This is a genomic window from Azohydromonas australica DSM 1124 (assembly GCF_000430725.1).
In the GTDB taxonomy this organism is placed as follows: Bacteria; Pseudomonadota; Gammaproteobacteria; order Burkholderiales; family Burkholderiaceae_C; genus Azohydromonas; species Azohydromonas australica.
Map to the genome: position 1 here is coordinate 130,344 of NZ_AUMO01000017.1, position 24,597 is coordinate 154,940.

At 64.9% G+C, this 24,597-nt stretch carries 23 protein-coding genes; 20 read left to right on the forward strand and 3 right to left on the reverse strand.

All coding sequences use genetic code 11. The features are described 5' to 3' along the window. Positions 1 to 31 precede the first annotated feature (31 nt). The 20 genes from rfbA to H537_RS0100710 all read left to right on the forward strand — a co-directional run bounded on the left by rfbA (position 32) and on the right by H537_RS0100710 (position 20,359). Positions 32 to 925 (forward strand): glucose-1-phosphate thymidylyltransferase RfbA, encoded by an 894-nt coding sequence (gene rfbA, locus H537_RS0100610; protein WP_028996354.1) that lies wholly within the window; start codon positions 32 to 34, stop codon positions 923 to 925. Positions 926 to 938: 13 nt separating this feature from the next. Beyond that, positions 939 to 1,490 carry a dTDP-4-dehydrorhamnose 3,5-epimerase gene (gene rfbC / locus H537_RS0100615; protein ID WP_028996355.1) on the forward strand — a complete coding sequence of 184 codons (552 nt, stop codon included), beginning with the start codon at positions 939 to 941 and terminating at the stop codon, positions 1,488 to 1,490. Between the two features lie 87 nt (positions 1,491 to 1,577). Beyond that, positions 1,578 to 3,008, forward strand: coding sequence for a mannose-1-phosphate guanylyltransferase/mannose-6-phosphate isomerase (locus H537_RS0100620; protein WP_043457948.1), 1,431 nt, complete (start codon positions 1,578 to 1,580; stop codon positions 3,006 to 3,008). 8 nt (positions 3,009 to 3,016) lie between these two features. Then, positions 3,017 to 3,943 (forward strand): GDP-L-fucose synthase family protein, encoded by a 927-nt coding sequence (locus tag H537_RS0100625; protein ID WP_028996357.1) that lies wholly within the window; start codon positions 3,017 to 3,019, stop codon positions 3,941 to 3,943. 23 nt (positions 3,944 to 3,966) lie between these two features. Further along, complete coding sequence (gene gmd / locus H537_RS0100630; protein ID WP_043457982.1) at positions 3,967 to 5,088, forward strand: GDP-mannose 4,6-dehydratase; 1,122 nt, start codon at positions 3,967 to 3,969, stop codon at positions 5,086 to 5,088. 34 nt (positions 5,089 to 5,122) lie between these two features. Further along, positions 5,123 to 6,121, forward strand: coding sequence for a 2Fe-2S iron-sulfur cluster-binding protein (locus tag H537_RS0100635; RefSeq protein ID WP_028996359.1), 999 nt, complete (start codon positions 5,123 to 5,125; stop codon positions 6,119 to 6,121). 23 nt (positions 6,122 to 6,144) lie between these two features. Next, complete coding sequence (gene rfbF / locus H537_RS0100640; protein WP_028996360.1) at positions 6,145 to 6,918, forward strand: glucose-1-phosphate cytidylyltransferase; 774 nt, start codon at positions 6,145 to 6,147, stop codon at positions 6,916 to 6,918. 2 nt (positions 6,919 to 6,920) lie between these two features. Beyond that, positions 6,921 to 8,003: a CDP-glucose 4,6-dehydratase gene (gene rfbG / locus H537_RS0100645; protein ID WP_028996361.1), complete on the forward strand. Its 1,083-nt coding sequence runs from the start codon at positions 6,921 to 6,923 to the stop codon at positions 8,001 to 8,003. Next, positions 8,000 to 9,322 (forward strand): lipopolysaccharide biosynthesis protein RfbH, encoded by a 1,323-nt coding sequence (rfbH, locus tag H537_RS0100650; RefSeq protein WP_028996362.1) that lies wholly within the window; start codon positions 8,000 to 8,002, stop codon positions 9,320 to 9,322. Before rfbG ends, rfbH begins: the two co-directional genes overlap by 4 nt. A gap of 13 nt (positions 9,323 to 9,335) precedes the next feature. Beyond that, positions 9,336 to 10,223 carry an NAD-dependent epimerase/dehydratase family protein gene (locus H537_RS0100655; RefSeq protein WP_028996363.1) on the forward strand — a complete coding sequence of 296 codons (888 nt, stop codon included), beginning with the start codon at positions 9,336 to 9,338 and terminating at the stop codon, positions 10,221 to 10,223. After that, a complete protein-coding gene (locus H537_RS0100660) occupies positions 10,220 to 11,245 on the forward strand; it encodes a GDP-mannose 4,6-dehydratase (RefSeq protein ID WP_028996364.1) in 1,026 nt (341 codons plus the stop codon). The genes H537_RS0100655 and H537_RS0100660 overlap by 4 nt, the downstream gene beginning before the upstream one ends. Then, positions 11,242 to 12,183: a glycosyltransferase family protein gene (locus H537_RS0100665; RefSeq protein ID WP_028996365.1), complete on the forward strand. Its 942-nt coding sequence runs from the start codon at positions 11,242 to 11,244 to the stop codon at positions 12,181 to 12,183. Before H537_RS0100660 ends, H537_RS0100665 begins: the two co-directional genes overlap by 4 nt. Positions 12,184 to 12,194: 11 nt before the next feature. Next, positions 12,195 to 13,481: a lipopolysaccharide biosynthesis protein gene (locus tag H537_RS0100670; RefSeq protein ID WP_028996366.1), complete on the forward strand. Its 1,287-nt coding sequence runs from the start codon at positions 12,195 to 12,197 to the stop codon at positions 13,479 to 13,481. A 15-nt stretch (positions 13,482 to 13,496) separates the two neighbouring features. Continuing rightward, complete coding sequence (locus H537_RS50510; protein ID WP_084150243.1) at positions 13,497 to 14,222, forward strand: acyltransferase; 726 nt, start codon at positions 13,497 to 13,499, stop codon at positions 14,220 to 14,222. Between the two features lie 31 nt (positions 14,223 to 14,253). Further along, entirely contained in the window at positions 14,254 to 15,198 is a 945-nt protein-coding gene (locus H537_RS50270) for an NAD-dependent epimerase/dehydratase family protein (protein ID WP_043457949.1), read from the forward strand. Next, entirely contained in the window at positions 15,195 to 16,355 is a 1,161-nt protein-coding gene (locus H537_RS48700) for a glycosyltransferase family 4 protein (protein ID WP_051241441.1), read from the forward strand. The genes H537_RS50270 and H537_RS48700 overlap by 4 nt, the downstream gene beginning before the upstream one ends. A 99-nt stretch (positions 16,356 to 16,454) precedes the next feature. Next, positions 16,455 to 17,627, forward strand: coding sequence for a hypothetical protein (locus H537_RS0100690; protein ID WP_156901245.1), 1,173 nt, complete (start codon positions 16,455 to 16,457; stop codon positions 17,625 to 17,627). After that, complete coding sequence (locus H537_RS0100695; RefSeq protein ID WP_028996369.1) at positions 17,624 to 18,460, forward strand: glycosyltransferase family protein; 837 nt, start codon at positions 17,624 to 17,626, stop codon at positions 18,458 to 18,460. The genes H537_RS0100690 and H537_RS0100695 overlap by 4 nt, the downstream gene beginning before the upstream one ends. Continuing rightward, positions 18,457 to 19,221, forward strand: a complete 765-nt coding sequence (locus H537_RS52175) for a glycosyltransferase (RefSeq protein WP_156901247.1) — start codon at positions 18,457 to 18,459, stop codon at positions 19,219 to 19,221. The genes H537_RS0100695 and H537_RS52175 overlap by 4 nt, the downstream gene beginning before the upstream one ends. A 7-nt stretch (positions 19,222 to 19,228) precedes the next feature. Further along, positions 19,229 to 20,359 carry a glycosyltransferase family 4 protein gene (locus H537_RS0100710; protein WP_028996371.1) on the forward strand — a complete coding sequence of 377 codons (1,131 nt, stop codon included), beginning with the start codon at positions 19,229 to 19,231 and terminating at the stop codon, positions 20,357 to 20,359. A 135-nt stretch (positions 20,360 to 20,494) separates the two neighbouring features. Here H537_RS0100710 and H537_RS0100715 read toward each other — a convergent pair whose 3' ends face one another. The 3 genes from H537_RS0100715 to H537_RS0100725 form a co-directional block, all read right to left on the reverse strand. Beyond that, positions 20,495 to 21,784 carry a lipopolysaccharide biosynthesis protein gene (locus tag H537_RS0100715; RefSeq protein ID WP_028996372.1) on the reverse strand — a complete coding sequence of 430 codons (1,290 nt, stop codon included), beginning with the start codon at positions 21,782 to 21,784 and terminating at the stop codon, positions 20,495 to 20,497. A gap of 324 nt (positions 21,785 to 22,108) precedes the next feature. Beyond that, a complete protein-coding gene (locus H537_RS40310; protein ID WP_043457951.1) occupies positions 22,109 to 23,980 on the reverse strand; it encodes a polysaccharide biosynthesis protein in 1,872 nt (623 codons plus the stop codon). Then, positions 23,977 to 24,567, reverse strand: coding sequence for a sugar transferase (locus tag H537_RS0100725; RefSeq protein WP_028996373.1), 591 nt, complete (start codon positions 24,565 to 24,567; stop codon positions 23,977 to 23,979). Before H537_RS0100725 ends, H537_RS40310 begins: the two co-directional genes overlap by 4 nt. Positions 24,568 to 24,597: the final 30 nt, after the last annotated feature.

Here is a 24,597-nt window from a genome sequence, read left to right on the forward strand (position 1 = left end):
TGAACCAAGCATCGCGCCTCAGGGAGGGAGCATGACGACGACGAATCAGCGCAAGGGCATCATCCTGGCCGGCGGCTCCGGCACCCGGCTGCACCCGGCCACGCTGTCCATCAGCAAGCAGTTGCTGCCGGTGTACGACAAGCCCATGGTCTATTACCCGCTGAGCACGCTCATGCTCGCGGGAATGCGCGAGATCCTGCTCATCAGCACGCCGCAGGACGTGCCGCGCTTCCAGTCGCTGCTGGGCGACGGCAGCCAGTGGGGCATCTCGCTGCAGTACTGCGTGCAGCCCAGCCCCGACGGGCTGGCGCAGGCCTTCATCCTGGGCCGCGACTTCGTGGGCGGCGCGCCCAGCGCGCTGGTGCTGGGCGACAACATCTTCTACGGCCACGACTTCTTCAGCCTGCTGCAGGGTGCCTCGCAGCGCACGCAGGGCGCCACGGTCTTCGCCTACCACGTCAACGATCCCGAGCGCTACGGCGTGGTGGAGTTCGATGCCCAGCGCCGCGCGCTGAGCATCGAGGAAAAGCCCAAGGTGCCCAAGAGCAACTACGCCGTCACGGGGCTGTACTTCTTCGACGAGCAGGTGTGCGACATCGCCGCGGGCATCCGGCCCAGCGCGCGTGGCGAGCTGGAGATCACCGACGTCAACGCGGCCTACCTGCGCAACGGCCAGCTCGACGTGGAGATCATGGGCCGCGGCTACGCCTGGCTCGACACCGGCACCCACGACAGCCTGCTCGAAGCCGGCCAGTTCATCGCCACGCTGGAAAAGCGCCAGGGACTCAAGGTCGCCTGCCCCGAGGAGATCGCCTGGCGCGCAGGCTGGATCGACGACGGGCAGCTGGAGCGCCTGGCCCAGCCCATGCTCAAGAACGGCTACGGGCAGTACCTGATGAAGATCCTGCGCGACGCGACCTTCTGATTCGAAGCATCACATGAACATCATCAAGACTGCGCTGGAGGGCGTGCTGATCCTGGAGCCCAAGGTCTTCGGCGACGAGCGCGGCTTCTTCATGGAAAGCTTCAACCAGCGCCTGTTCGACGAGGCGGTGGGCCGCCACGTCGAGTTCGTGCAGGACAACCACTCGCGCTCGGCGCGCGGCGTGCTGCGCGGGCTGCACTTCCAGCTGCCGCCGCACGCGCAAGGCAAGCTCGTGCGCGTGACGCAGGGCAGCGTGTTCGACGTGGCGGTGGACGTGCGACGCGGCAGCCCCACCTTCGGGCGCTGGGTGGGCGTGGAGCTCTCGGGCACCAACCACCGCCAGTTCTGGATCCCGGCGGGCTTCGCGCACGGCTTCCTGGTCACCAGCGACAGCGCCGATTTCCTCTACAAGACCACCGACTACTACGCGCCGCAGACCGAAGGCGCCGTGCGCTGGGATGACCCGGCGGTGGGCGTGGAATGGCCCTTGGGCGACCAGCAGCCGCTGCTCTCCCCCAAGGACGCCCAGGCGCCGCTGCTGGCCGAGGCAACGCACTTCGACTGACCCTGCGGCCCCGAACCGGGCAGTACCCGTTCTGCCCAGTTCGGCTGCGGCGGTGGTCCCCCGGCTTACCTCAGAAAGCAACACGTCATGACTTCCCCGATCTCCGTGCAGCCCGTCGTGATGGCCGGTGGCAGCGGTACGCGGCTGTGGCCGCTGTCGCGCGCGGGCTACCCCAAGCAGTTCCTGGTGCTGTCGGGCAACCAGAGCCTGTTCCAGCAGTCCGTGCTGAGGCTGCAGGGCCTGGCCGGCGCGGACATCACGCTCACGCCGCCGCTGGTGGTGGGCAACGACGAGCACCGCTTCCTGGTGCTGGAGCAGCTGCGCGAGCTGCGCTGCGAGCCGGCGGCGGTGCTGCTGGAGCCCCTGGGGCGCAACACCGCGCCGGCGCTGACGCTGGCGGCGCTGCAGGCGCTGGAGGACGGCGCCGACCCGGTGCTGGTGGTCACGCCCGCGGACCAGACCGTGACCGACGCCGCGGCCTTCACCGACGCCGTGCGGCAGGCCGTGCGCCGGGCCGCCGACGGCAGCATCGTCATCCTGGGCATCACGCCCGACCGGCCCGAGACCGGCTACGGCTACATCCGCACCGACGGCGAGGCCGTGGCGCAGTTCGTCGAGAAGCCCGACGCCGCCACCGCGCAGCGCTACCTGGAGGCCGGCGGCTACTACTGGAACAGCGGCATGTTCGTGCTGCGCGCCTCCAGCTGGATGAAGGCGCTGGAGCGCTTGCGCCCCGACATCGCTGCGGCCACGCGCGCGGCCTTCGCCGCTCGCCGCACGGACCAGCGCTTCGTGCGCCCGGGCCGCGAGGAGTTCGCCGCGGTGCCTTCGGAGTCGGTGGACTACGCCGTGATGGAGCACTGCCCCGGCAGCGGCATCGGGCTGTACATGGTGCCGCTGGCTGCGGGCTGGAACGATCTGGGCGCCTGGGACGCGGTGTGGCAGGTGGCCGACAAGGACGCGCAGGGCAACGCCGTCGTGGGCGACGCGCTGCTGGAAGGCAGCCGCAACACGCTGGTGCACGCCACCAGCCGCCTCGTGGGCGTGGTGGGGCTGGACGACGTGGTGGTGGTGGAAACGCCCGACGCGGTGCTGGTGAGCCGGCGCGACCGCAGCCAGGACGTCAAGAAGATCGTGGGCCGGCTCGACGGACAGCAGCGCGACGAGCACACCGCGCACCGCAAGGTGCACCGGCCCTGGGGCTGGTACGACAGCATCGACGCCGGTGGGCGCTTCCAGGTCAAGCGCATCATGGTCAAGCCCGGCGCGAGCCTGAGCCTGCAGATGCACCACCACCGCGCCGAGCACTGGATCGTGGTCAGCGGCACGGCCGAGGTGAGCTGCGGCGACAAGGTGATGCTGCTCACCGAGAACCAGAGCACCTACATCCCGCTGGGCGAGAAGCACCGGCTGCGCAACCCGGGACGGCTGCCGCTGGAGCTCATCGAGGTGCAGTCGGGCTCGTACCTGGGCGAGGACGACATCGTTCGCTTCGAAGACACCTACGGCCGCAGCTGAGACGACACATGGACAAGCAAAGCAAGATTTTCGTGGCGGGCCACCGCGGCATGGTGGGCAGCGCACTGGTGCGGCGGCTGCAGGCCGGCGGCTATGCCAACGTGCTCACCGCCTCGCGCGCGGAGCTGGACCTGCTGGACCAGCGCGCGGTGCAGGAGTATTTGGCGCGCGAGAAGCCCGACTACCTCTTCATCGCCGCGGCCAAGGTCGGCGGCATCCAGGCCAACAACCTGCAGCGCGCGGACTTCATCTACCAGAACCTGGTGATCGAGGCCAATCTGATCCACGGCGCGCACCTGGCGGGCGTGCAGCGGCTGATGTTCCTGGGCTCGAGCTGCATCTACCCGCGTGACTGCCCGCAGCCCATCCGCGAGGAGTACCTGCTCACCGGGCCGCTGGAAGCCACCAACGAGCCCTATGCCATCGCCAAGATCGCCGGCATCAAGCTGTGCGAGAGCTACAACCGCCAGTACGGCCGCCAGTACGTGAGCGCGATGCCCACCAATCTCTACGGGCCCAACGACAATTACGACCTGGCCAACAGCCATGTGCTGCCCGCGCTCATCCGCAAGGCGCACGAGACCAAGCTGCGCGGCGACACGGAGTACGTGGTCTGGGGCAGCGGCACGCCGCGGCGCGAGTTCCTGTACGTGGACGACCTCGCCGATGCGTGCGTGCACCTGATGGAGCGCGGCTGGGACGGCGAGCTGGTGAACATCGGCACCGGCGAGGACGTGACCATCCGCGAGCTGGCCGAGACCGTCATGCGTGTGGTGGGCTTCGAGGGCCGCATCGTCTTCGACGCCACCAAGCCCGACGGCACGCCGCGCAAGCTGCTCGACGTCAGCCGCCTGGCGGCGCTGGGCTGGCGTGCGCGTACCCGACTCGAAGAGGGCATTCGCCTGGCCTACGAGGCCGCGCCCTTCCACGATTGATTCATCTGCAGGAAACCAACATCGTGAGCAACAACAAAGTCGCCCTTATCACCGGCGTGACGGGCCAGGACGGCGCCTACCTGGCAGAGCTGCTGCTGTCCAAGGGCTACGAGGTGCACGGCATCAAGCGCCGCGCCAGCCTGTTCAACACCGACCGCATCGACCACCTCTACCAGGATCCGCACGAGAAGAACCCGCGCTTCAAGCTGCACTATGGCGACCTCACGGACAGCACCAACCTGATCCGCATCGTGCAGCAGGTGCAGCCCGACGAGATCTACAACCTCGCGGCCATGAGCCACGTGGCAGTGAGCTTCGAGACGCCCGAGTACACCGCTAATGCCGACGGCATCGGCACGCTGCGGCTGCTGGAGGCCATCCGCATCCTGGGGCTGGAAAAGAAGACGCGCTTCTACCAGGCCAGCACCTCCGAGCTCTACGGCCTGGTGCAGGAAGTGCCGCAGAAGGAAACCACCCCCTTCTACCCGCGCAGCCCCTACGCGGTAGCCAAGCTCTACGGCTACTGGATCACGGTGAACTACCGCGAGGCCTATGGGCTCTACGCCTGCAACGGCATCCTCTTCAACCACGAGAGCCCGATCCGCGGCGAGACCTTCGTCACGCGCAAGATCACGCGCGCCATCGCCCGCATCGCGCTGGGGCTGCAGGACTGCCTGTACCTGGGCAACCTCAGCGCGCTGCGCGACTGGGGCCATGCACGCGACTACGTGCAGATGCAGTGGCTGATGCTGCAGCAGAGCCAAGCCGAGGACTTCGTCATCGCCACCGGGGTGCAGTACAGCGTGCGCGAGTTCGTGCAGCGCGCCGCCGCGGAACTGGGCGTCACGCTGCGCTTCGAGGGCGAGGGCGAGCAGGAGGTGGGCGTCGTCGCGGCCGTCAGCGGCAACCAGGCCAAGGTCAAACCCGGCGACGTGATCGTCAAGGTGGACCCGCGCTACTTCCGCCCCACCGAGGTGGAGACGCTGCTGGGCGACCCGAGCAAGGCCAAGCAAAAGCTGGGCTGGGAACCCACCACCACCTTTGAGGAGCTGGTGCGCGAGATGGTGCACAGCGACTACGACGCGGCCAAGCGCGACAGCCTGGTCAAGCTGGCCGGCTTCCAGGCCTACGACTACCACGAGTAATGCGCGCCGCCCTTGGCGGCGCTCTTGAATCACCGTGCCTTCGATCACCCTACCCAGCGGTAAGCAGTTTGCCGCGCAAGACGGCGAATCGCTGCTGGACGCGGCGCTACGTGCCGAGGTGGCCTTGGAATACAGCTGCCGCACTGGGCGCTGCAGCAGCTGCAAGGCGCAGGTGCGCAGCGGCTCGACCACGACGCTGCATCCCGAGACCGGCCTGAGCGAGGCTGAGCGTGCGGCCGGCTGGATCCTGAGCTGCGTGCGCAGCGCCACCTCCGACGTGCTGCTGGACGTGCAGGACCTCGGCGGCGTGAAGCTGCAGGCTGCGCGCACCTGGCCGTGCCGCATCCAGGCGCTGCAGCAGCTGGCGCCGGACGTGCTCAAGGTCATGCTGCGGCTGCCGCCGGCGGCCGACTTCGGCTTCCAGCCTGGGCAGTACGTCGACCTCATCGGCCCGGGCGGCGTGCGGCGCAGCTACTCGGTGGCCAACGCGCCGGCGGCGGACAAGCTGCTGGAGCTGCACATCCGCGAAGTGCCCGGAGGCGCGCTGAGCAGCTACTGGTTCGGCGCCGCCCAGGCCAACGACCTGCTGCGCCTGCACGGGCCGCTGGGCACCTTCTTCCTGCGCGGCACGGCCGGCATGCACTTGGTGTTCCTGGCCACCGGCACCGGCATCGCGCCGGTGAAGGCCATGCTCGAAGCCTTGCAGTCGCTGCCGGCGGCCGAGCAGCCGACCTCGGTCACGGTCTACTGGGGCGGCCGGACTGAGCAGGACCTGTACTGGCGCCCCGAAGGCGCGGCGGCCCAGGCCTGCCGCTTCGTGCCCGTGCTCTCGCGCGCGGGCGACGGCTGGAGCGGCACGCGCGGCCACGTGCAGCAGGCGCTGCTGGCCGACGCGCCCGAGCTGCAGCGCACCCTGGTGTACGCCTGCGGCTCGGACGCCATGATCCACGGCGCGCGCGAGGCGCTGCTGGCCGCCGGGCTGCCCGCGCAGCGCTTCCACTCGGACGCCTTCGTCTGCTCCGCGCCCGCCTGAGAAACAACTGAGGATTTCCGGAAATGAAAGCAGTCATCCTGGCCGGTGGCCTGGGTACCCGCCTGAGCGAGGAAACCACCACGCGCCCGAAGCCCATGGTGGAGATCGGCGGCAAGCCGATCCTGTGGCACATCCTGAAGATGTACTCGCACCACGGCGTCAACGACTTCGTGATTTGCTGCGGCTACAAGGGCTACGTCATCAAGGAGTACTTCGCCAACTACTTCCTGCACATGTCGGACGTGACCTTCGACATGCGCTCCAACCGCATGGAGGTGCACCACAAGCGCGCCGAGCCCTGGAACGTGACGCTGGTGGACACGGGCGACGAGTCGATGACGGGCGGACGACTGCTGCGCGTAGCGCGCTACGTGCGCGACGAAGAGGCCTTCTGCTTCACCTACGGCGACGGCGTGGGCGACATCGACATCAGTACCACCATCGACTTCCACCGCGCCCACGGCAAAGCCGCCACGCTCACCGCCACCTACCCGCCCGGGCGCTTCGGCGCGCTGGACATCCAGGGCGGCCAGGTGCGCAGCTTCAAGGAGAAGCCCAAGGGCGACGGCGCGATGATCAACGGCGGCTTCTTCGTGCTCTCGCCCAAGGTGCTGTCCCACCTCAAGGACGACAGCACCGTCTGGGAGCAAGAGCCGCTGACGCAGCTGGCCGCCGACGGCGAGCTCATGGCCTACGAGCATCACGGCTTCTGGCAGCCCATGGACACGCTGCGCGACAAGCACCTGCTGGAGGACCTGTGGGCCAAGGGCCGCGCGCCCTGGAAGATGTGGGAGTGAGCATGGCGGCGAAGTCCCTCATCGACGCCGCCTTCTGGCGCGGCCGCCGCGTGCTGCTGACGGGCCACACCGGCTTCAAGGGCAGTTGGCTGAGCCTGTGGCTGCAGTCGCTGGGCGCCGAGCTCCAGGGCCTGGCGCTGGAGCCGCCCACCACGCCCAGCCTGTTCCAGGAGGCCGGCGTGGCGCAGGGCATGGCCAGCGCCATCGGCGACATCCGCGACTACGAGACGGTGCGCGCCTGCATAGCTGTGTTCCGGCCCGAGGTGGTCATCCACATGGCGGCGCAGCCGCTGGTGCGGCTGTCCTACAGCGAGCCCGTGGCGACCTACGCCACCAACGTCATGGGCACGGTGCACGTGCTCGAAGCCGCACGCCAGTGCGGCAGCGTGCGCGCGGTGGTCAACGTCACCACCGACAAGTGCTACGAGAACCGCGAGTGGGTGTGGGGCTACCGCGAGGACGAGCCCATGGGCGGCTTCGACCCGTACAGCAACTCCAAGGGCTGCTCGGAGCTGGTCACCTCGGCCTACCGGCGCTCGTTCATGGAGAAGGCCGGCATCGCGCTGGCCTCGGCGCGCGCGGGCAACGTCATCGGCGGCGGCGACTGGGCCGCGGACCGGCTGGTGCCCGACATCCTGCGCGCCTTCGAGCGCGGCGACCCGGTAGTGATCCGCAACCCGCATTCCACGCGCCCCTGGCAGCACGTGCTGGAGCCGCTGTCGGGCTACCTGCTGCTGGCGCAGCGGCTGTGCGAACACGGCGCGGCCTTCGCCGAAGGCTGGAACTTCGGCCCGCAGGACGAGGATGCCCGGCCCGTGCAGTGGATCGTCGAGCAGATGGTGCAGCGCTGGGGCGACGGCGCGCGCTGGCAGCTCGACGGCGGAGAGCACCCCCACGAGGCCAACTACCTCAAGCTCGACATCTCCAAGGCCAAGGCACGCCTGGGCTGGCGCCCGCGCTGGGACCTGGGCACGGCGCTGGAAAACATCACGGCCTGGCACCAGGCCTGGCTCGCGCGCGAGGACGTGCGCGCGCTGTGCCTGCAGCAGATCCAGCAGTACACGAACACGGAACAAGCAGCATGAACGCGAATACCCCCGAATCCCTGCGCGGCCAGATCGCCGAGCTGGTGCAGCAGTACGCCGAGCTGGCGCTGGCCCCGAAGCCCTTCGTGCCCGGCGAGTCGCCGGTGCCCGTGTCGGGCAAGGTCATCGGCGCGCGCGAGCTGCAGCTCATGGTCGAGGCCTCGCTCGACGGCTGGCTCACCACCGGGCGCTTCAACGCCGCCTTCGAGCAGAAGCTGGCGCAGTTCCTGGGCGTCAAGCACTGCCTCACCGTCAACTCCGGCTCCTCGGCCAACCTGGTGGCGTTCTCGGCGCTGACCTCGCCGCGCCTGGGCGAGCGCGCGATCAAGCCCGGCGACGAGGTCATCGGCGTGGCCGCGGGCTTCCCCACCACCGTCAACCCGATCCTGCAGTTCGGCGCCGTACCGGTGTTCGTGGACGTGGACCTGGCCACGCACAACATCGACGCCAGCAAGATCGAGGCGGCCATCGGCCCCAAGACCAAGGCCATCATGCTGGCCCACTCGCTGGGCAACCCCTTCAACCTCGACGTGGTCACGGCGCTGTGCAAGAAGCACGGGCTGTGGCTGGTGGAGGACTGCTGCGACGCGCTGGGCGCCACCTACGACGGCAAGCTCGTGGGCACCTTCGGCGACATCGGCACGCTGAGCTTCTACCCCGCGCACCACATCACCATGGGCGAAGGCGGCGCGGTGTTCACCAACAACCCCGAGCTGAAACTCATCGCCGAGTCCTTCCGCGACTGGGGCCGCGACTGCTACTGCCCGCCCGGCAAGGACAACACCTGCAACAAGCGCTTCTGCTGGAAGCTCGGTGACCTGCCCCAGGGCTACGACCACAAGTACATCTACTCGCACCTGGGCTACAACCTCAAGATCTCCGACATGCAGGCCGCCTGCGCGCTGGCGCAGATGGAGCGGCTCGACGAGTTCATCGATGCGCGCAAGGCCAACTTCAAGTACCTGAAGGAGCGGCTGCAGTCCTGCGAGCAGTTCCTGCACCTGCCCGAGGCCACGCCGAAGTCCGACCCTTCGTGGTTCGGCTTCCCCCTGATCCTCAAGGAAAGCGCGGGCGTCAAGCGCGTGGACCTGCTGAGCTACTTGGACCAGCACAAGATCGGCACGCGGCTGCTGTTCGCGGGCAACCTCACGCGCCAGCCCTACATGCTCGGCCGCAACTACCGCGTCAGCGGCGAGCTCACCAACACCGACGTCGTGATGAACCAGACCTTCTGGCTAGGCACCTTCCCGGGCCTGACCACGGAGCACCTGGACTACATCGTGCAGAAGCTCGAAGAGTTCTTCGGGCTCAACTTCTGAGGCCCAGGCACCGGTGAAGATCCTTCTCACGGGCGGCAGCGGCTTTCTTGGCAGCGCGCTGGCGCGGCACCTGCAGGACCAGGGCCACGAGGTGGCGCTGCTGCTGCGCCCGGCGTCGTCGCTGGCGCGGCTGCAGGGGCGCGACTTCGACATCGGCCGCTGCGCGGACGATGCCGGCCTGCCCGCCTTCGTGCAGCGCGTGCAGCCGCAGGCCGTGATCCACACCGCCTGCGCCTACGGGCGCCAGGGCGAGACGCTGCTGCAGCTCACCGACGCCAACCTGCGCCTGGGCCTGGCACTGCTGCAGGCGCTGCAATCACTGCCCGTGGCCGAGGCGCCACGGCTGTTCCTCAACACCGGCACCGCGCTGCCGGCCGAGGTCAGCCCCTACGCGCTGAGCAAGCGCCAGTTTGCGCAGTGGGGCCACCGGATGGCGCGGGCCGCGCCGCGGCAGCTGCGCTTCGTCAACGTCGAGCTGGAGCACATGTACGGCCCCGGCGACGACGCGAGTAAGTTCACCACCCACGTGCTGCGCAGCTGCGCGCGCCACGAGCCGGTGCTCAAGCTCACGGCCGGCGAGCAGCGGCGCGACTTCATCTACATCGACGATGTGCTCAGCGGCTACGCCACGCTGCTGGAGCGCGCGGCCGAGCTCGGGGCTTCGGCCGATGTGCCGCTGGGCTCGAGCACCGCGCCCACGGTGCGCGAATTCGTACAGACCGCGCACCGGCTGTGCCGCTCGCGCACCGAGCTGCAGTTCGGCGCCGTGCCCTACCGGCCCGGCGAAGCCATGCACTGCCAAGCCGACCTGGCGCAGATGTACCGGCTGGGCTGGAGCCCGCGCTGGAGTCTGGAGCAGGGCCTGCAACACACCCTCGAACTGGAATTCCCCCAAGCATGAAACTTCTGATCACCGGCGGCTGCGGCTTTCTCGGCAGCAACTTGGCCGCGCACGCCCTGGAACAAGGCATCGAGCTGTGCGTGTTCGACAGCCTCTACCGCCACGGCTCGCAGCTCAACCTGCAGTGGCTGCAGGGCCTGGGGCGCTTCGAATACGTGCATGGCGACGTGCGCAACGCCAACGACGTGTTGCGCACGGTGCGGCGCTTCAAGCCCGACGCGGTGTTCCACCTCGCCGGCCAGGTGGCCATGACCACCTCCATCGCCGACCCGCGCATGGACTTCGAGGTCAATGCGCTGGGCACGCTCAACGTGCTCGAAGCCGTGCGCGAGCATGCCAAGGACGCCGCCGTCATCTACTCCTCCACCAACAAGGTCTACGGCGACCTGGAGCAGTACCGCTACGAGGAGACGCCCACGCGCTGGAGCTGCGTGGACCGGCCGCGTGGCTTCGCCGAGGACACGCCGCTGGACTTCCACTCGCCCTACGGCTGCTCCAAGGGCGCGGCCGACCAGTACCTGCGGGACTACCACCGCATCTTTGGCTTGAACACAGTGGTGTTCCGCCACAGCTCGATGTACGGCGGGCGCCAGTTCGCCACCGCCGACCAGGGCTGGATTGGCTGGTTCTGCCAGATGGCGGCCGAGACCCGCGCCGGGCTACGCCGCGAGCCGTTCACCATCTCGGGCAGCGGCAAGCAGGTGCGAGATGTCCTTCATGCCAAGGACATGATCGCGCTGTACTTCTCCACGCTGCAGCACGTCGGTGAGGCCGCGGGCCAGGCCTACAACGTCGGCGGCGGCATGGCCAACAGCCTGTCGCTGCTGGAGCTGTTCCAGCTGCTGGAGGAGCAAATCGGCCAGCCGCTGCAGTACCGCCAGCTGCCCCCGCGCGAGAGCGACCAGCGCGTGTTCGTGGCCGATATCGCCAAGGCCGGCGCGCTGGCGGGCTGGGCACCGCAAGTAAGCGCGCGCGAGGGAGTGGCGCAAATGCTGGAGTGGGTAGCCTCCGTCAAGCCATGAGCAGCAGCGAACTCACGCTTGCGGTTGCCATTCCCGCATACAAAAGGCCCGACTACCTGAAGGCTTTGATCGCCACGGTGCCCTCACACATCAGCGTGTATGTGAGCGACAACGATGGAAGTCTCAAAAGCCAAATGGGCGGGCTGCGTGACAACGTCCATGTGAAGCACATGGACCGGTTGCTGCCGATATTCGCCAACTGGAATAACGCTCTGTCGCTGGTTCCTGCGGCCGCCACCCATGTCGTCATGCCTTCCGATGACGATCTTTTTACCGATGGAGCCTTCGGCATCATCGAGTCGACCCTTGCGGCCCATCCCGACACCGACATTTTCATTTTCGGCTGCAACTTCATCGATGAGCATGGCCAATGCAGGCCGGGCTACCTTCCAGAACGGCTTGAGCGCTTCGATGCCGGACAAGGATTTTTGAAGTTTTACAGTGGAGTACAGGCCCGCATGCCGGGCATCGTCTTCAAAAGGAGTTTTCTCCAGCACATTGGCGGACTCGATGAGCGCTTCAAGCTTACGGCAGCCGACAGCGAGTTGATCCAGCGGGCATTGCTGAGCGGACGTTCGCTTTTTGTTCCGCACGCCATTGGTTCCTACCGCATATGGGCTGGTGGCCTGACTCATTTGCGGCAAGCCACCGACGAATGGATGCAGGAAATCTCTTTGTGGGGGGACAAGATTGCAGAAATCATGCGTTCCAAACCCGGAACTCAGTTTCAGGGCTACAACACACAGCGATTCAAGCACGATCTTATTGGGCTCAACCTGCTTTCGGGCCTTGGCGGACTGATAGATCGTAATGAATTCGAAAAAGCCCAGGAATTCTTTCATCAGCACGGCATCCCGCGCCATGCCAGCTGGGGCGTGAAGCTGCAGCTCGTGCGCATGCTGGTGAAGGCGCGACTGAAGCGGCTGACCAACGCCTAAAAGCCACGGCGATGATTGCTGACACTGTCATTTCCCTGGCGTTGAAGGTGGCGCACGCCGTTCTCGGCTTTGCGACCATCCGGGCCCTGGTTGAGCACTGGGGCTTGCAACACTATGGGACCTGGGTGACCTTCACCGCCGTGGCGGCTTACATGACCATGTTCGACCTGGGCGTCGGGTATGGAATACGCAACAAGGTCGCCGAATATTGGGAGCGTGGAGACAAGCAGCTTGCAGGCAAGACCATACAACTGGGCTTGATGCTTTATGCCGTGGCTGCCCTAGTGGGGCTGGCCGTGGCGCTGGTGGTGACCTTCACGGTGGCCCCATACAACAGCCATCCCGCTGCGGCTCTGGTCCTGTGGTCCAGTTGTGCGCTGTCGTTCCTGCTGTCCCTGTACACCATCGTTCTGCAGGCACTGGGCCAGTTCAGGATCATTGCCATTCTCAGCCTTGTCATGCCATTGGGATGGTATTCATTCGTGCGCGCGTGGACGGTGTCGCATGCGCTTTCCATGGAAACCGCGGCATGTGCTTATTCCGCAGCGATGCTGCTGCAAGCCGGGCTGCTGACCTGGGCGTCCGTTCGACGCCACCACATCCATATCTTCAAGCGCTTCCAGGTTGACCTGACGCAGGCATACGCACTGATCAAGACCGGGCTGCGATTTTTTGTATTGCAAGTGACATCGCTGGTGCTCTCCAACTCCGGCAACATTCTCGTCTACAACCATCTGGGCGCTGCCGACACCGCTCAGTATGACGCAGCCAACAAGGTGTTCTCCATGTTCACCTTCGGATTTTCCGTGCTCATTGGCATTGCCTGGACGGAAATCTCGAGAGCCAAATCACGCGCCGACCATAAGCGGCTCACACACATCTTCAAGGTACTGCATGCAGCGGCGCTCTTGCTGACTGGAGCAGGAATAGCCTGTGCGCTTTTTTCCGAGCCAATGACTCGATTCCTGACAGGTGTGACGGTAGACACCGCGCAAACCATGGCGTTTGCCGTCATGGTTGGCATCCAGATGCTCGCCTACTCGTCCGCAGTATTTCTCAATGCATTCGAGCAGCTTCGAGTCCAGCTCATTGCCGCAGTGATCGGCATCCCGATCTTTTTTGGAACATCCTTATTGCTGCTGCGTACGGGCTCAAGTTTCAGTGCCGTGCCCATGGCCACTGCGGCATCGGCCCTGCCGGCACTCATCATGTGCCTGATCACGGTGCGCCGCCTGCTGGCTCGCGAGCGCGCCCGTTACACGGCCGCGCATGACGCCACGCCGCGAATGGCAGCGTGAACTGACCCGACTACGATGCCTATGCTCAAGGTGAGGATTCGTAACGCACTTCGGGCAATGCCACCCAAAGTGCAGTGCCTGATCATGGCTTGGCGCAGTCGCCATTCGCTGCAAAAAGGTCCGGGCAGCTATGTGCATTCATCCGTCCAGATTCTAGGACGTGCCCACGTTTCCATTGGCGCCAATACCGTCATCGGGCAGGACTGCTGGCTCAACGTCAACCATCGTACCGATGGGCGGCTTGCCATCGTGATCGGAAACCAATGCTTCATTGGCAGGCGAAACTTCTTTTCCTCTGGTGCGTCCATCCAGTTGAGCGATTTCGTGCTCACGGCCAATGATTGCCATTTCCTGGGCAGCACGCATCTGGTGGACGATCCGATGAAACCCGTCATCTGCACCGGCACCAGCAATTTAGATTCCATCATCGTGGGCACCAACACCTTCATTGGCGCTGGAGCGCGCATCCTGGGCAGCGTCAAAATCGGGCATGGCTGCGTGATCGGCGCCGGCTCCACCGTCACGCGAGACGTCCCGCCTTTCAGCCAGGCTCACGGCCATCCGGCACGCGTACATAAACGCTACAGCTTTGGCCAACGGAAATGGATTGCAGCAGCGCTGTTCACGGCGGAGGATGAGGCTGCTTTGCCCACGGAAAGTGCCTATGTCCAGCATTTGAGCGCCGTGGGTCGGATTCCCATGCCCCATATTGCCGCAGGCGCCGACCTGGGCAGTTTCTGACCTCGTCAGACCAGATCATCAGAGGAAGAAAATGAGTCAGAACCAGGTCTGTTCGGTTATTGTTCTGGGCGCGGCGGGCTTCGTAGGCCGGCATGTATGCCGCACGCTTGCTGAACTGGGCGTGGAAGTCATCGGACTGGGCCATGGAAACTGGGATGAAGTGCAATGGCGTTCCTGGGGCCTTTCCCGCTGGATCAACGCCGACGTCACCGCGGACAGCCTTCAAGCCGCATGGCCCGGCCCGGGAAAGAGCTTCAGCGTCATCCATTGCGCCGGAAGCGGTGCAGTTTCCTATGCATACCAGCAACCGCTGGACGATTTTGAGCGCGCCGTTCACACGACGGCCCAGCTTCTCGAATGGGCACGGCGGCATGAGACTTCATGCCACCGCGTCGTGATCGTTTCCAGCGCCGCCGTCTATGGAGATCAGGGAAACAAAAACCTGACGGAAAACTCCGTGCGCGCGCCCATTTCCCCCTACGGTTTCAACAAGACAGCGGCCGAGTTGCTGTGCGAATCTTACAGCCGCTTTTTCAACGTCAAAATCAGCATCGTGAGGTTGTTTTCGGTCTATGGCGAAGGGTTGAAGAAGCAGTTGCTCTGGGATGCCTGCAACAAGTTCCACAAAGGCACTCCCCATTTCTTCGGCACGGGTGATGAAATGCGTGACTGGATCCATGTCACCGATGCGGCAGCCTTGCTGTGTGCGGCCGCGCGGCCATCTCCGAGCCCGTTTGACATCTACAACGGCGGTCATGAGCAGCGTTCCACGAGCAATGTGCTCCATACGCTGGGCGCCTGTTTTGACGGCCAGCCCGTGCCCACCTTTACCGGGGAAACTCATGTCGGCAATCCTCGCCGCCTGACCTCCGACAGTGGCCATGCCATGCGCCAACTGACATGGCGGCCCTATAAGGCACTGACCGACGCATTGCCGCGCTACGTGCATTGGTTCAAGAAGGAAATTGCCCGATGAAACGTCGCATTGCTTTTGTTCAGCAATTCAGCGACAAGGATTGGCTGGGGGGCAAGAACTACTTTTCGAGCCTGATGAACGCCATTCATGCCGTGGCGCCGGACAGCATTCAGATGGTGCTTTTCACAGGCCATAAAATCACTGCGGAACTGCCCCGGGAACTGCCTTTCCTGGACGTCGTCCGCACGCCACTGCTTGATCGCCGCCATCCGGCCTGGATAGGGCGGCAATTGATGCGCTCCTGGTATCGCCTTCAGCATGACCCGGTGTTCGACCGGTTGCTGCAACGCGAACGCATCGACCTCCTTTCCCATACCGAGCCTTTGGTCGCCGCCCGAACCAGCATCAAGACCTTGGGCTGGTTGCCAGATTTCCAGTTCATGCACCTGCCGCAGTTCTGGAGTGAAAAGCAGATCAGTGCGACCCAGCGCTCCTACAACACCATCGTGGAGCACTCCGACGCCGTGGTCGTCAGCAGCCATCATGCCTTGCATGATTTGCGTCACTTCGCGCCAGCAAGCCGCACACCGGCCCACGTGCTTCACTTCATCCCGTCACGCGTACGTTTCGACGGCATCCTGTCTCGCGAGCAGATAAACCTCAAATACGATCTTCCGGAACGCTACATTCATCTTCCCAATCAATTCTGGGCACACAAGAATCATGGCGTCGTGCTCGAAGCGTTGTCGCAACTGAAGGCGGCCGGATCGTCCGCGACGGTCGTGTGCACTGGACATACCCGTGACGTTCGCCGCCCTGAATACTTCGACCAATTGATGGCACGGTGCAGGGATCTGGGCCTAGAAAACAATTTCCGTGTACTGGGCGTGGTGCCCTACGTGGACATGCAGTCCCTGATGCTGCATGCCCACGCGGTGCTCAACCCTTCGAAGTTCGAAGGCTGGAGCACCACGGTCGAGGAAGCCAAGCTCATGGGCAAGACCATTATCCTTTCTGATATTGCCGTGCATCGGGAGCAAGCCCCGGAGCGCGGCTTTTACTTTGCTCTCGGAGATCCGCAGGCCTTGGCCACGGTGCTCGATGCCGTGCAGAAGCAACTGCCACACCCGTGGAGCCGCGACGCCATCGAGTCCCGCTACGGTACGGCACTGATGGCGTTCGGAAAAAGGTACCTGTCCATCATAAATACACTCTGAGCCTGAAAACCCGGGGATTCATGCTCAAGCCTGCCCTGTCCTTTCAAGAAACATTCATGTCTGGCAGGCCACTTCCCCATCTTACAGGCCACTCTTTCCATGTTCACAGAAACCGTCCTTGAGAACCCATTGCTGCTGGCATGCGCGCTCTTCGGCGTGCTGGTCTACTGGTGTCTGCTCGGTCGGCGCTGGGATCAGCGGATATTTCTTGCACTGAATCTTTCGCTGATCACCTTGTGGACAGGCTTGAGCACCTCCGTGCCGGCCCTTCGGCTGGCGGCGCTGCTCTATATTTTGCTGTTGCTGCTGGGTTACTGGACTCGCCCGGTTTCCAAGGCCGCAATCGCCCGCACGGACGACTGGCTGGACTTCGACGCGGCTCCCCTCGTCCTGGCACTGTCTGCCCTGCAGTGCTATATCAACATTTCCTCCGGCTACACCACGCTGGATGACAAGGCAGCGCTCTTGATGGAGCTTGCCGAAAGCACCACCTCCCGCTATACGGCCTATATTCTTTTTCTTACCAGCTGGCTGAGCGTCCACACCATTTGCAGAGCGGCAAGCCAGAGCCGCTGGTCCTGGATACAGGTGGCCGCCATCGCCATGACCGCGGCATCATTCGTCACGGGACTGAGCAAGGGCTCGTTCATGCCGCTGCTGCTGACCTTCCTGTTCGTGTATCGCCATCGGATTCCCTTCCCGGCATTGATGGGCATTATTGCGGGTGGCTTCATGCTGGCCATTTTCATGGTTCAGCGCCTCTTCCCGGATGCGGCGGCGTTCAACGAAGTCGCCGGACTGATTTTTGAGCGAATCATCCGCAACGTTGATGTACTGGATTACATCGACTCCCTGGACGACCAGGTCTTCAGCTACCCCCACATTTCACCGGCCTACCTGGCCTGGCCGCTGTTCCAGTTGACCCAGAAGGATTTCGTCGTGCCAGGCGTCTGGCTGCACGGGACCTTGTATAGCGACTGGCGGGGCTTTGGGCCCAACCCGACCTTCGTCGTCGACCAACTGGTTTCAGCATTTTTCATCGGATTACCGCTCGCATTCTTTTTTGGCAAGGCCCTGCGGCTTGCCGACCGCTCGCGCTACCGCGTTCTTATTGCGGTATTTGTTTATACCCTGTTGCAGGACTGGTATCTCTCATGCCTGCAACTTGGAATGTTTTTTGTTGCAGCCTTGCTGTGCAAAGCACTCGGGCAACGCCGGTCATTCTCCGCCCGCACGGCGAGCAGGACCAGACGAAAGCAAAAGATCGCATGAAATCGGTTTTTCTCATTCCTCTGTACAAGCCGGCAGGGCGGCATGTGCTGCTTTTGCAGTCAGCCCTTTCGGCCTGTCCTGCCGGCCAAGGACATGTCTTTCTGGTGGTGGCGGACGGCCCGAACAGCGAGGTCGAATGGAACAAGGCTACCCTGGAGCAACTCCAAGCCGTAGCCCAGAGCAAGAAAATTGATCTGCGTCTTTATTCGCGCCTGCACGCCTCGGGCTACCCAGGCTGCTTCCAGGAATTGATGGTGGATGCACTGGGTATAGAAGACGCGCAGACGATTCAGTTCATCGACCAGGACGATTACTGCCTGCCTGTGCGCTTCAGCCCACGCGCCTCGAACGCCACCATGGCGTCCAGCACACTGGTGGTGAACCAGCACTTCAACGTACTGACCATGCATCGGTTCGACGAATCCGTTCACACCGGGCTGCTTGAAACTCCGTCACAAGGAATGACATTTTCAACCACGCCAGCCATGGCAAAAAAATACCTAAAACTGTGCGTGGACTTTCCCGAAGCAGCCAAGGCGCCTCATGACTATGTCATTGCCCAGCTGGCCATACACGACGGAACCATGGAGAGAGCACCCGGGCCTTCCATGATCTACATTCAGCATGCCGACAACGCCATCGGGTATGTCAGTGGTTACCAATGGGTTGCTAGAAAGTTGAAAACGTTCTCGCAAGTCATGGAACGGACGCTGCGACACGCCCGCATCCTTGACCATATTTATGGCAACACATATTGGACCCGAAGTGCGGCACTGCACCGCAACCCTCTGCGCTCGCTGCTCTATCGGTCCATTCTGAAGCTGGCACGATGACCTCACCTTTGCTCACGGTCTGCATGGCCATAGGACCCAAGGAATCTGCCGAGCCTGTCCACAAGACAATTGACTCCCTTGCGCAGCAGAACCATGGCGACATTGAACTGGTCGTCAAGACACTGGATGACCATCTGGCCCCCGAGGTGCAGCAGCGCTGCCTTGGGTTTCAGCATGTCACCTTGAAACTGCTTACAGGAAAAGATCAGGGCATTTATGACGCCTTCAACATATGCATGCGCGCCAGCCGGGGAAAATACCTCATTTATCTTGGCTGCGGTGACCGCTTGGCCGATGCCTTCGTGGTCGCCGACCTCGCCCAGCATGCGACCCTCCACCCTGATGCGCCGGTCATCTATGGTCCTGTGCTGATCGAAGACACCAACGGTCGAATCATTTCAACCTTCAGCAATGCTGCGTTCCATGGTCAACGCCGCATTTTTCCCTGGCGCAATCCCTGCCATTCGCAAGGCCTGATCTACAAGCGGGAATGGTTGATTGGACGTCCTTTCCGAACCGATGTCGGCCCACTTGCGGACTTGATTCACACGCATGAGCACAAGGTTCACCTCAACACCTCCTGGATCAACCGGCCCTTGAGCATATTCTCGATAGGCGGCATTTCCACCCTCAGGACCCGACGCGCCATGCAGGCCCGGATGCGAGGCATCCTGGAAAACTGCAACAACTTTCCGTTCCCCACCTTCTGGCGACTGACATCCCGCACTGTCTGCGAGTTGGAATTCATTCTTAGAAAATAAACCTGCCATGAAAATATTGCTTGTCTCCAACACCGCCTGGTCCATTTTCAACTTCAGGCTCAACATCATTCGCGCCTTCCAAGCCAATGGTTTTGAAGTCCATGTGGCAGCGCCGGCAGACTCCTTCTCCCAAAATCTTCTGCAGGCTGGCTGCCGGTTTCACCCCATCTACATCGACAGCAAAGGCAAGAACCTTTTTCGAGACCTGCGTTCCATCCGCTCCTTGCGTTCGCTATACCAGTCGGTGGCGCCGGACATCATCATCAACTACACGATCAAACCAGTCATCTACGGATTGATGGCGGCACGCCCACTCAAGATACCGGTCATCAGCGTCATTACTGGCCTGGGCTCCCCCTTCACATCCAGGAATATAAGCGCCCGGATGATCGAAGGGCTACTGAAAATTACCCAACGCCACGCCGAGATCGTCTTCTTCCTGAATCGTGATGATTTGGGGGAAATGACATCGAGGCGTGTCATCGACGGTACCAAGGCTCGTCTGCTGCCCAGCGAGGGCATCGACCTGTCGCACTTCGCGCCCTCGGAACCAGCAAGCTCGGGCGGCAATGACTTGAGTTTTCTTTTTGCTGGCCGCCTACTGTGGGAAAAAGGAGTCGGCCATTTTGTCGAGGCTGCCCGCATAGTGCGCCGAGAACGGCCCGACATCGTGTTCAAGCTGCTGGGGCCTTGCGGCGTCAACAATGCGTCCGCCCTGACCGAGGCGCAGGTACGGGCATGGCACGAGGAGGGCGTGATCCAGTATTTGGGCAATACCAGCGACGTACGGCCTTTCATTGCCAGTACCGACTGCGTAGTACTGCCCTCCTTCTACAGGGAAGGTGTGCCGCGCATCTTGATGGAGGCTGCCGCGATGGCCAAACCCATCATCACCACCGACATGCCAGGGTGTCGCGACGTGGTCGAAGACAACGTTTCCGGCTTGCTGTGCCGGGCCAATGATCCTCAGGATCTGGCCCGAAAGATGCTGAAATTTTCCGCCATGGAACCGGCAGAGCGAAAATTGATGGGCATCCGGGGCCGACTGAAAATGGAGCAAGAATTTGATGAGAAGCTTGTGATTGCACAATACAAGCACTCCATCAGCCACATTCTCGGCAATCAAGGTGCTGTCTGAAGTCAAGTCCACGTCCGGCATTGCACTGATGGACTCTTCAAACACGAAGGTTCAGCACGAAATTTTCGCAAACCGTGTTTGAAATCAAATGCAGCGAGAGTGCTCGACCGCCTTTCCCTTCCGCGATATCACGGTTCACGACGACGAGGATGGCCGTATTTCGACCCCGAACCACGGCATAGGGCACCGCCGCTGCGCTACCCACCACGTCAGCGCGAATCGCAGCCCCATGCTCAGGCTGAAAGCCATGGCGGCGCCCGGCAGCCCCAGCGGCTTGACCAGCATCAGCAGCAAGGCAACGTTGACCAGGCCCGACACCACGGTGACCAGCGCCAGCGCCCCGGTACGCCGCGAATAGAAAACGTAGTTGTTGACCATGAAATACATGCCGTTGAAGGCCTGCCCCAGCGCCAGCCAGCCGATGAGCGCGCCCGCGTGCACAAACTCCGGCCCCGCGAGCCAGCTCACCAGCAGCGGCCCCAGTTCCAGCGCCATCGCCGCGCCCAGCAGCACCAGCGCGAACCAGGCATAAGTCAGCCGCACGATGCGCCGCTTCTCCGCGGCGTCGTTGCGCTGCAGCCGCTCGAACAGCCACGGGCCGTAGGCCTTGTTGAGGGCGTCGAACACCAGGCCCATGCCGTTGGCCACCTGCACCGCCACCATGTAGACGCCCGCCTCGGCCAAGCCCAGCTCGGCGTGGATGACGACGCGGTCCACCGCGTTGAGCAGGAAGAGCCCGGAGAAATGCGGCACCAGCGGCAGCCCGAAAGCCAGCGCATCCTTGAGCTGGTCCGGCCGCCACACCAGCAGCCTCAGCAACGCGTCGCGGCGCAGCAGCGCCAGCGCCAGCAGCGCGAACAGCCCGGTCGTCCCCACCTGCGCCGCCATGCGGCCGTCCGCGCCCTGATCCAGTCCCACCACCAGCAGCAGCGACAGCCCCATGTTGAGCAGCCCCTGCGAGACCTGCAGCGCCCCGAAGCACCGCGCTTGGTGGCGCACCTGCCACTGGCCCAGCCGGATGCCCATGACCGCCGAGCAGGCGCAGGAGAACACCGCCCAGGACATCCACTGCGGCCGCAGCCCCAGCGCCGCTGCCAGCGGCTCGCGCAGCAGCTGGATCAGGCCCAGCATCAGCACGCTGGCGCACAGCACCAGCTGCAGGCAGGCACCGATGAAGCCCGCGAGCTCGCGCTGCGCGCAGGCCCCGTCGGCGTCGTAGAACTTGCGCCCCGCCGCCCCCGCCACGCTCAGCCCCACCAGGGGCTCCAGCGCACACAGCAGGGTCTGGAACATCGCCACCTCGCCGTAGCCCTCGGGCCCCAGCACGCGGGTCAGCAGCGGCAGCAGCGCAAAAGGGATGGCGGCGTTGACGACGTTGGCCACCAGGTAGACGGCGGCACCCGACAGCAGCGTGTTGGCCGGCACGGGGGTCAACGCCTGGTGAAGAAGCCGCCCAGCAGTCCGGTGCTCCCTCCGGAAGGATTGCGTCGCGGGAAGAAGACGTCCGGGAGCGTCGGCAGTTCAGGCATGCGGCACCGCGATAGGCAGGCCGGCGAACGCGCGGGAAACCACGGGACAGCAGGCGCGCGGCACCGGGAGGTGGAGTCGGCCATTCTGGAACGCCCCCTGTGCACGTGGATGCGCCCTCATCTATGGACCCGGGGGGAGCCCTCCCCCCTTGGGGGGAAACATCGGCCTCAGGGGATGACAGCCGCGGCGCGCCTCAGGGCGGCGGCCGGGCCGCCTCGCTCAGCCGCCCGACCGGAACTCCGGCACCAGCTCGCGCAGGCAGGCGCGCACCGCCGCGTCGCCCTCGCGCGCCGCGGCCTCGCAGCGCTGCAGCCACGGCTCCACGCGCTCGCGCGCGCCGTCGTCGTTGAGCCGCGCGATGCGCAGCCGCTCGAAGCGCGTGGGCAGCGTGGTGTCGTTGTCGGCCAGCAGCTCCTCGAACAGCTTCTCGCCCGGGCGCAGGCCGCTGAAGACGATGGGCACCTCCTCCGTCGTCATGCCCGCCAGGCGGATCAGCTGCCGCGCCAGGTCCACGATGCGCACGGGCTCGCCCATGTCCAGCACCAGCACCTGGCCGCTGTCGCCGATGGCCGCGGCCTGCAGCACCAGCCGCGCCGCCTCGGGGATGGTCATGAAATAGCGAATGATGTCCGGGTGCGTCACCGTCACCGGCCCGCCGCGCGCGATCTGCTCCTTGAACTTCGGGATCACGCTGCCGCTGGAGCCCAGCACGTTGCCGAAGCGCACGGCCATGAAGCGCGTGCGCGGGTGCCGCGCCGCCATGGCGCTGACCACCAGCTCCGCCGCGCGCTTGGTCGCGCCCATGACGTTGGTCGGGTTCACCGCCTTGTCGGTGCTGATGAGCACGAAGCGCTCGGCCCCGACCTCCGCCGCCGCCAGCGCCGCGTGGTACGTGCCCAGCGTGTTGTTGCGCAGCGCGGCGCCGGCGTTGTCCTCCTCCATCAGCGGCACGTGCTTGAAGGCGGCGGCATGGAACATGACCTGCGGCCGCCAGCGCGCGCAGGTGGCGCGCAGGTGCGCGAGGTCCTTCACGTCGCCCACCAGCCGCACCAGCGGCAGGTGCGGGAAGCGGTCGGAGAGCTCCTGCTCGATGCTGTAGAGGTTGAACTCGCCCAGCTCGTAGAGCACCAGCCGCGCCGGGCCGTAGCGCGCGACCTGGCGGCACAGCTCGCTGCCGATGGAGCCGCCCGCGCCCGTGATCAGCACGGTCTTGCCGTTGAGCGTCTCGGCGATGCCCGCCTCGTCCAGCACCACGGGGTCGCGGCCCAACAAATCCTCGGCCTCGACGTTGCGCAGCCGGTCCACCGCGCTCAGGCCGTGGCGCAGCTCGTCCACCGAGGGCACGGTGAGCACGTGCAGCCCGGTGGCGGCGGCCAGCTCCAGCGCGCGCCGGCGCGCCGTGTCGGGCGCGCCGGGCATGGCGACGATGACGTGCGTGGCGTCGCCGCGCACCTCCTCTCGCCCCACGTCCGCCAGCGTGCCCAGCACCTGCACTCCGCCGATGCGCGCACCGAGCTTGGCCGGGTCGTCGTCCAGCAGCCCCAGCACGCGCCAGCCCTGGCGGTGGATGCCCGCCAGCAGCATGCGCGCCGCCTCGCCCGCGCCCAGCACCAGCGCGCGCTGCGGCGTCCCGTTGCCGCCGTGCTGGCGCGCGTTCTCGTAGAGCATGCGGTAGGCGATGCGCATGCCGCACACGCCCAGCAGGCTCATCAGCGGATGCAGCGCCAGCACCGCGCGCGGCACCGCGTGCAGGTGCGCCATGAGCACCGCCACGGCGCACAGCGCGCCGGCGGCGAAGCAGGCCGTGCCCAGCCGGCGCAGCTCGCGCACGCCCACGAAGCGCCACATCCCGCGCGGGATGCCCATGAGCGCGAACACCACCAGGTAGGCCGCGATCACGCCGGCCATCACCCAGGGGTCGTAGCCCGGCCGCGCGCTCCACCAGCGCTCGAAGCCCAGGCGGAAGAGGTACGTGAAGTTCCAGGCCAGCGCGATGACCACGCCGTCCAGGACCATGGACAGGGCCTCGCGGCGCGTGCGCAGCCGTGCCAGCAGCCGGTCGAGGCGGCTCCAGAAGTGCGCGCCGTTCATCGCGAGGCCAGCAGCCGCAGCGTGCGCAGCAGGATGCGCAGGTCCGACGCCAGCGTGGCGCTGCCCGCGTAAGCCACCTGCTGCGCCAGTTTCGCGGGCAGCACCTGCTCGACGTAGGCGCGCTCCGGGTCGGCCGCCTGCGCCAGCAGCGCGCCCTCGTCCAGGTGCGCCAGCGAGGCCGGGTCGGTGATGCCCGGGCGCACCGAGAGCACCGCCTCGCGCAGCGCCGGCGGGTAGTGCTGCACGTAGCGCGGCACTTCCGGGCGCGGGCCGACCAGGCTCATGTCGCCCTTGAGCACGTCGATGAGCTGCGGCAGCTCGTCCAGGCGGCGCGAGCGCAGCCAGCACCCGGCGCGGGTGATGCGCGCGTCCAGCCCCACCGTCAGCGGCAGCCCCGCGGCGTCGGTGCGCATGGTGCGGAACTTGTGGATGCGAAAGGGCTTGCCGTGCCGCCCGACCCGCTCCTGCCGGAACAGCGCCGGGCCGGGCGAATCGAGCCGGATCCACAGCGCGATGGAGAGCAGCAGCGGCGACAGCAGCAGCAGCGCCGCCGCGGCGATGACCAGATCGAACACTCGTTTGCCCATGTCCCGAAGGCGCCTTCCACTCAACGCCCG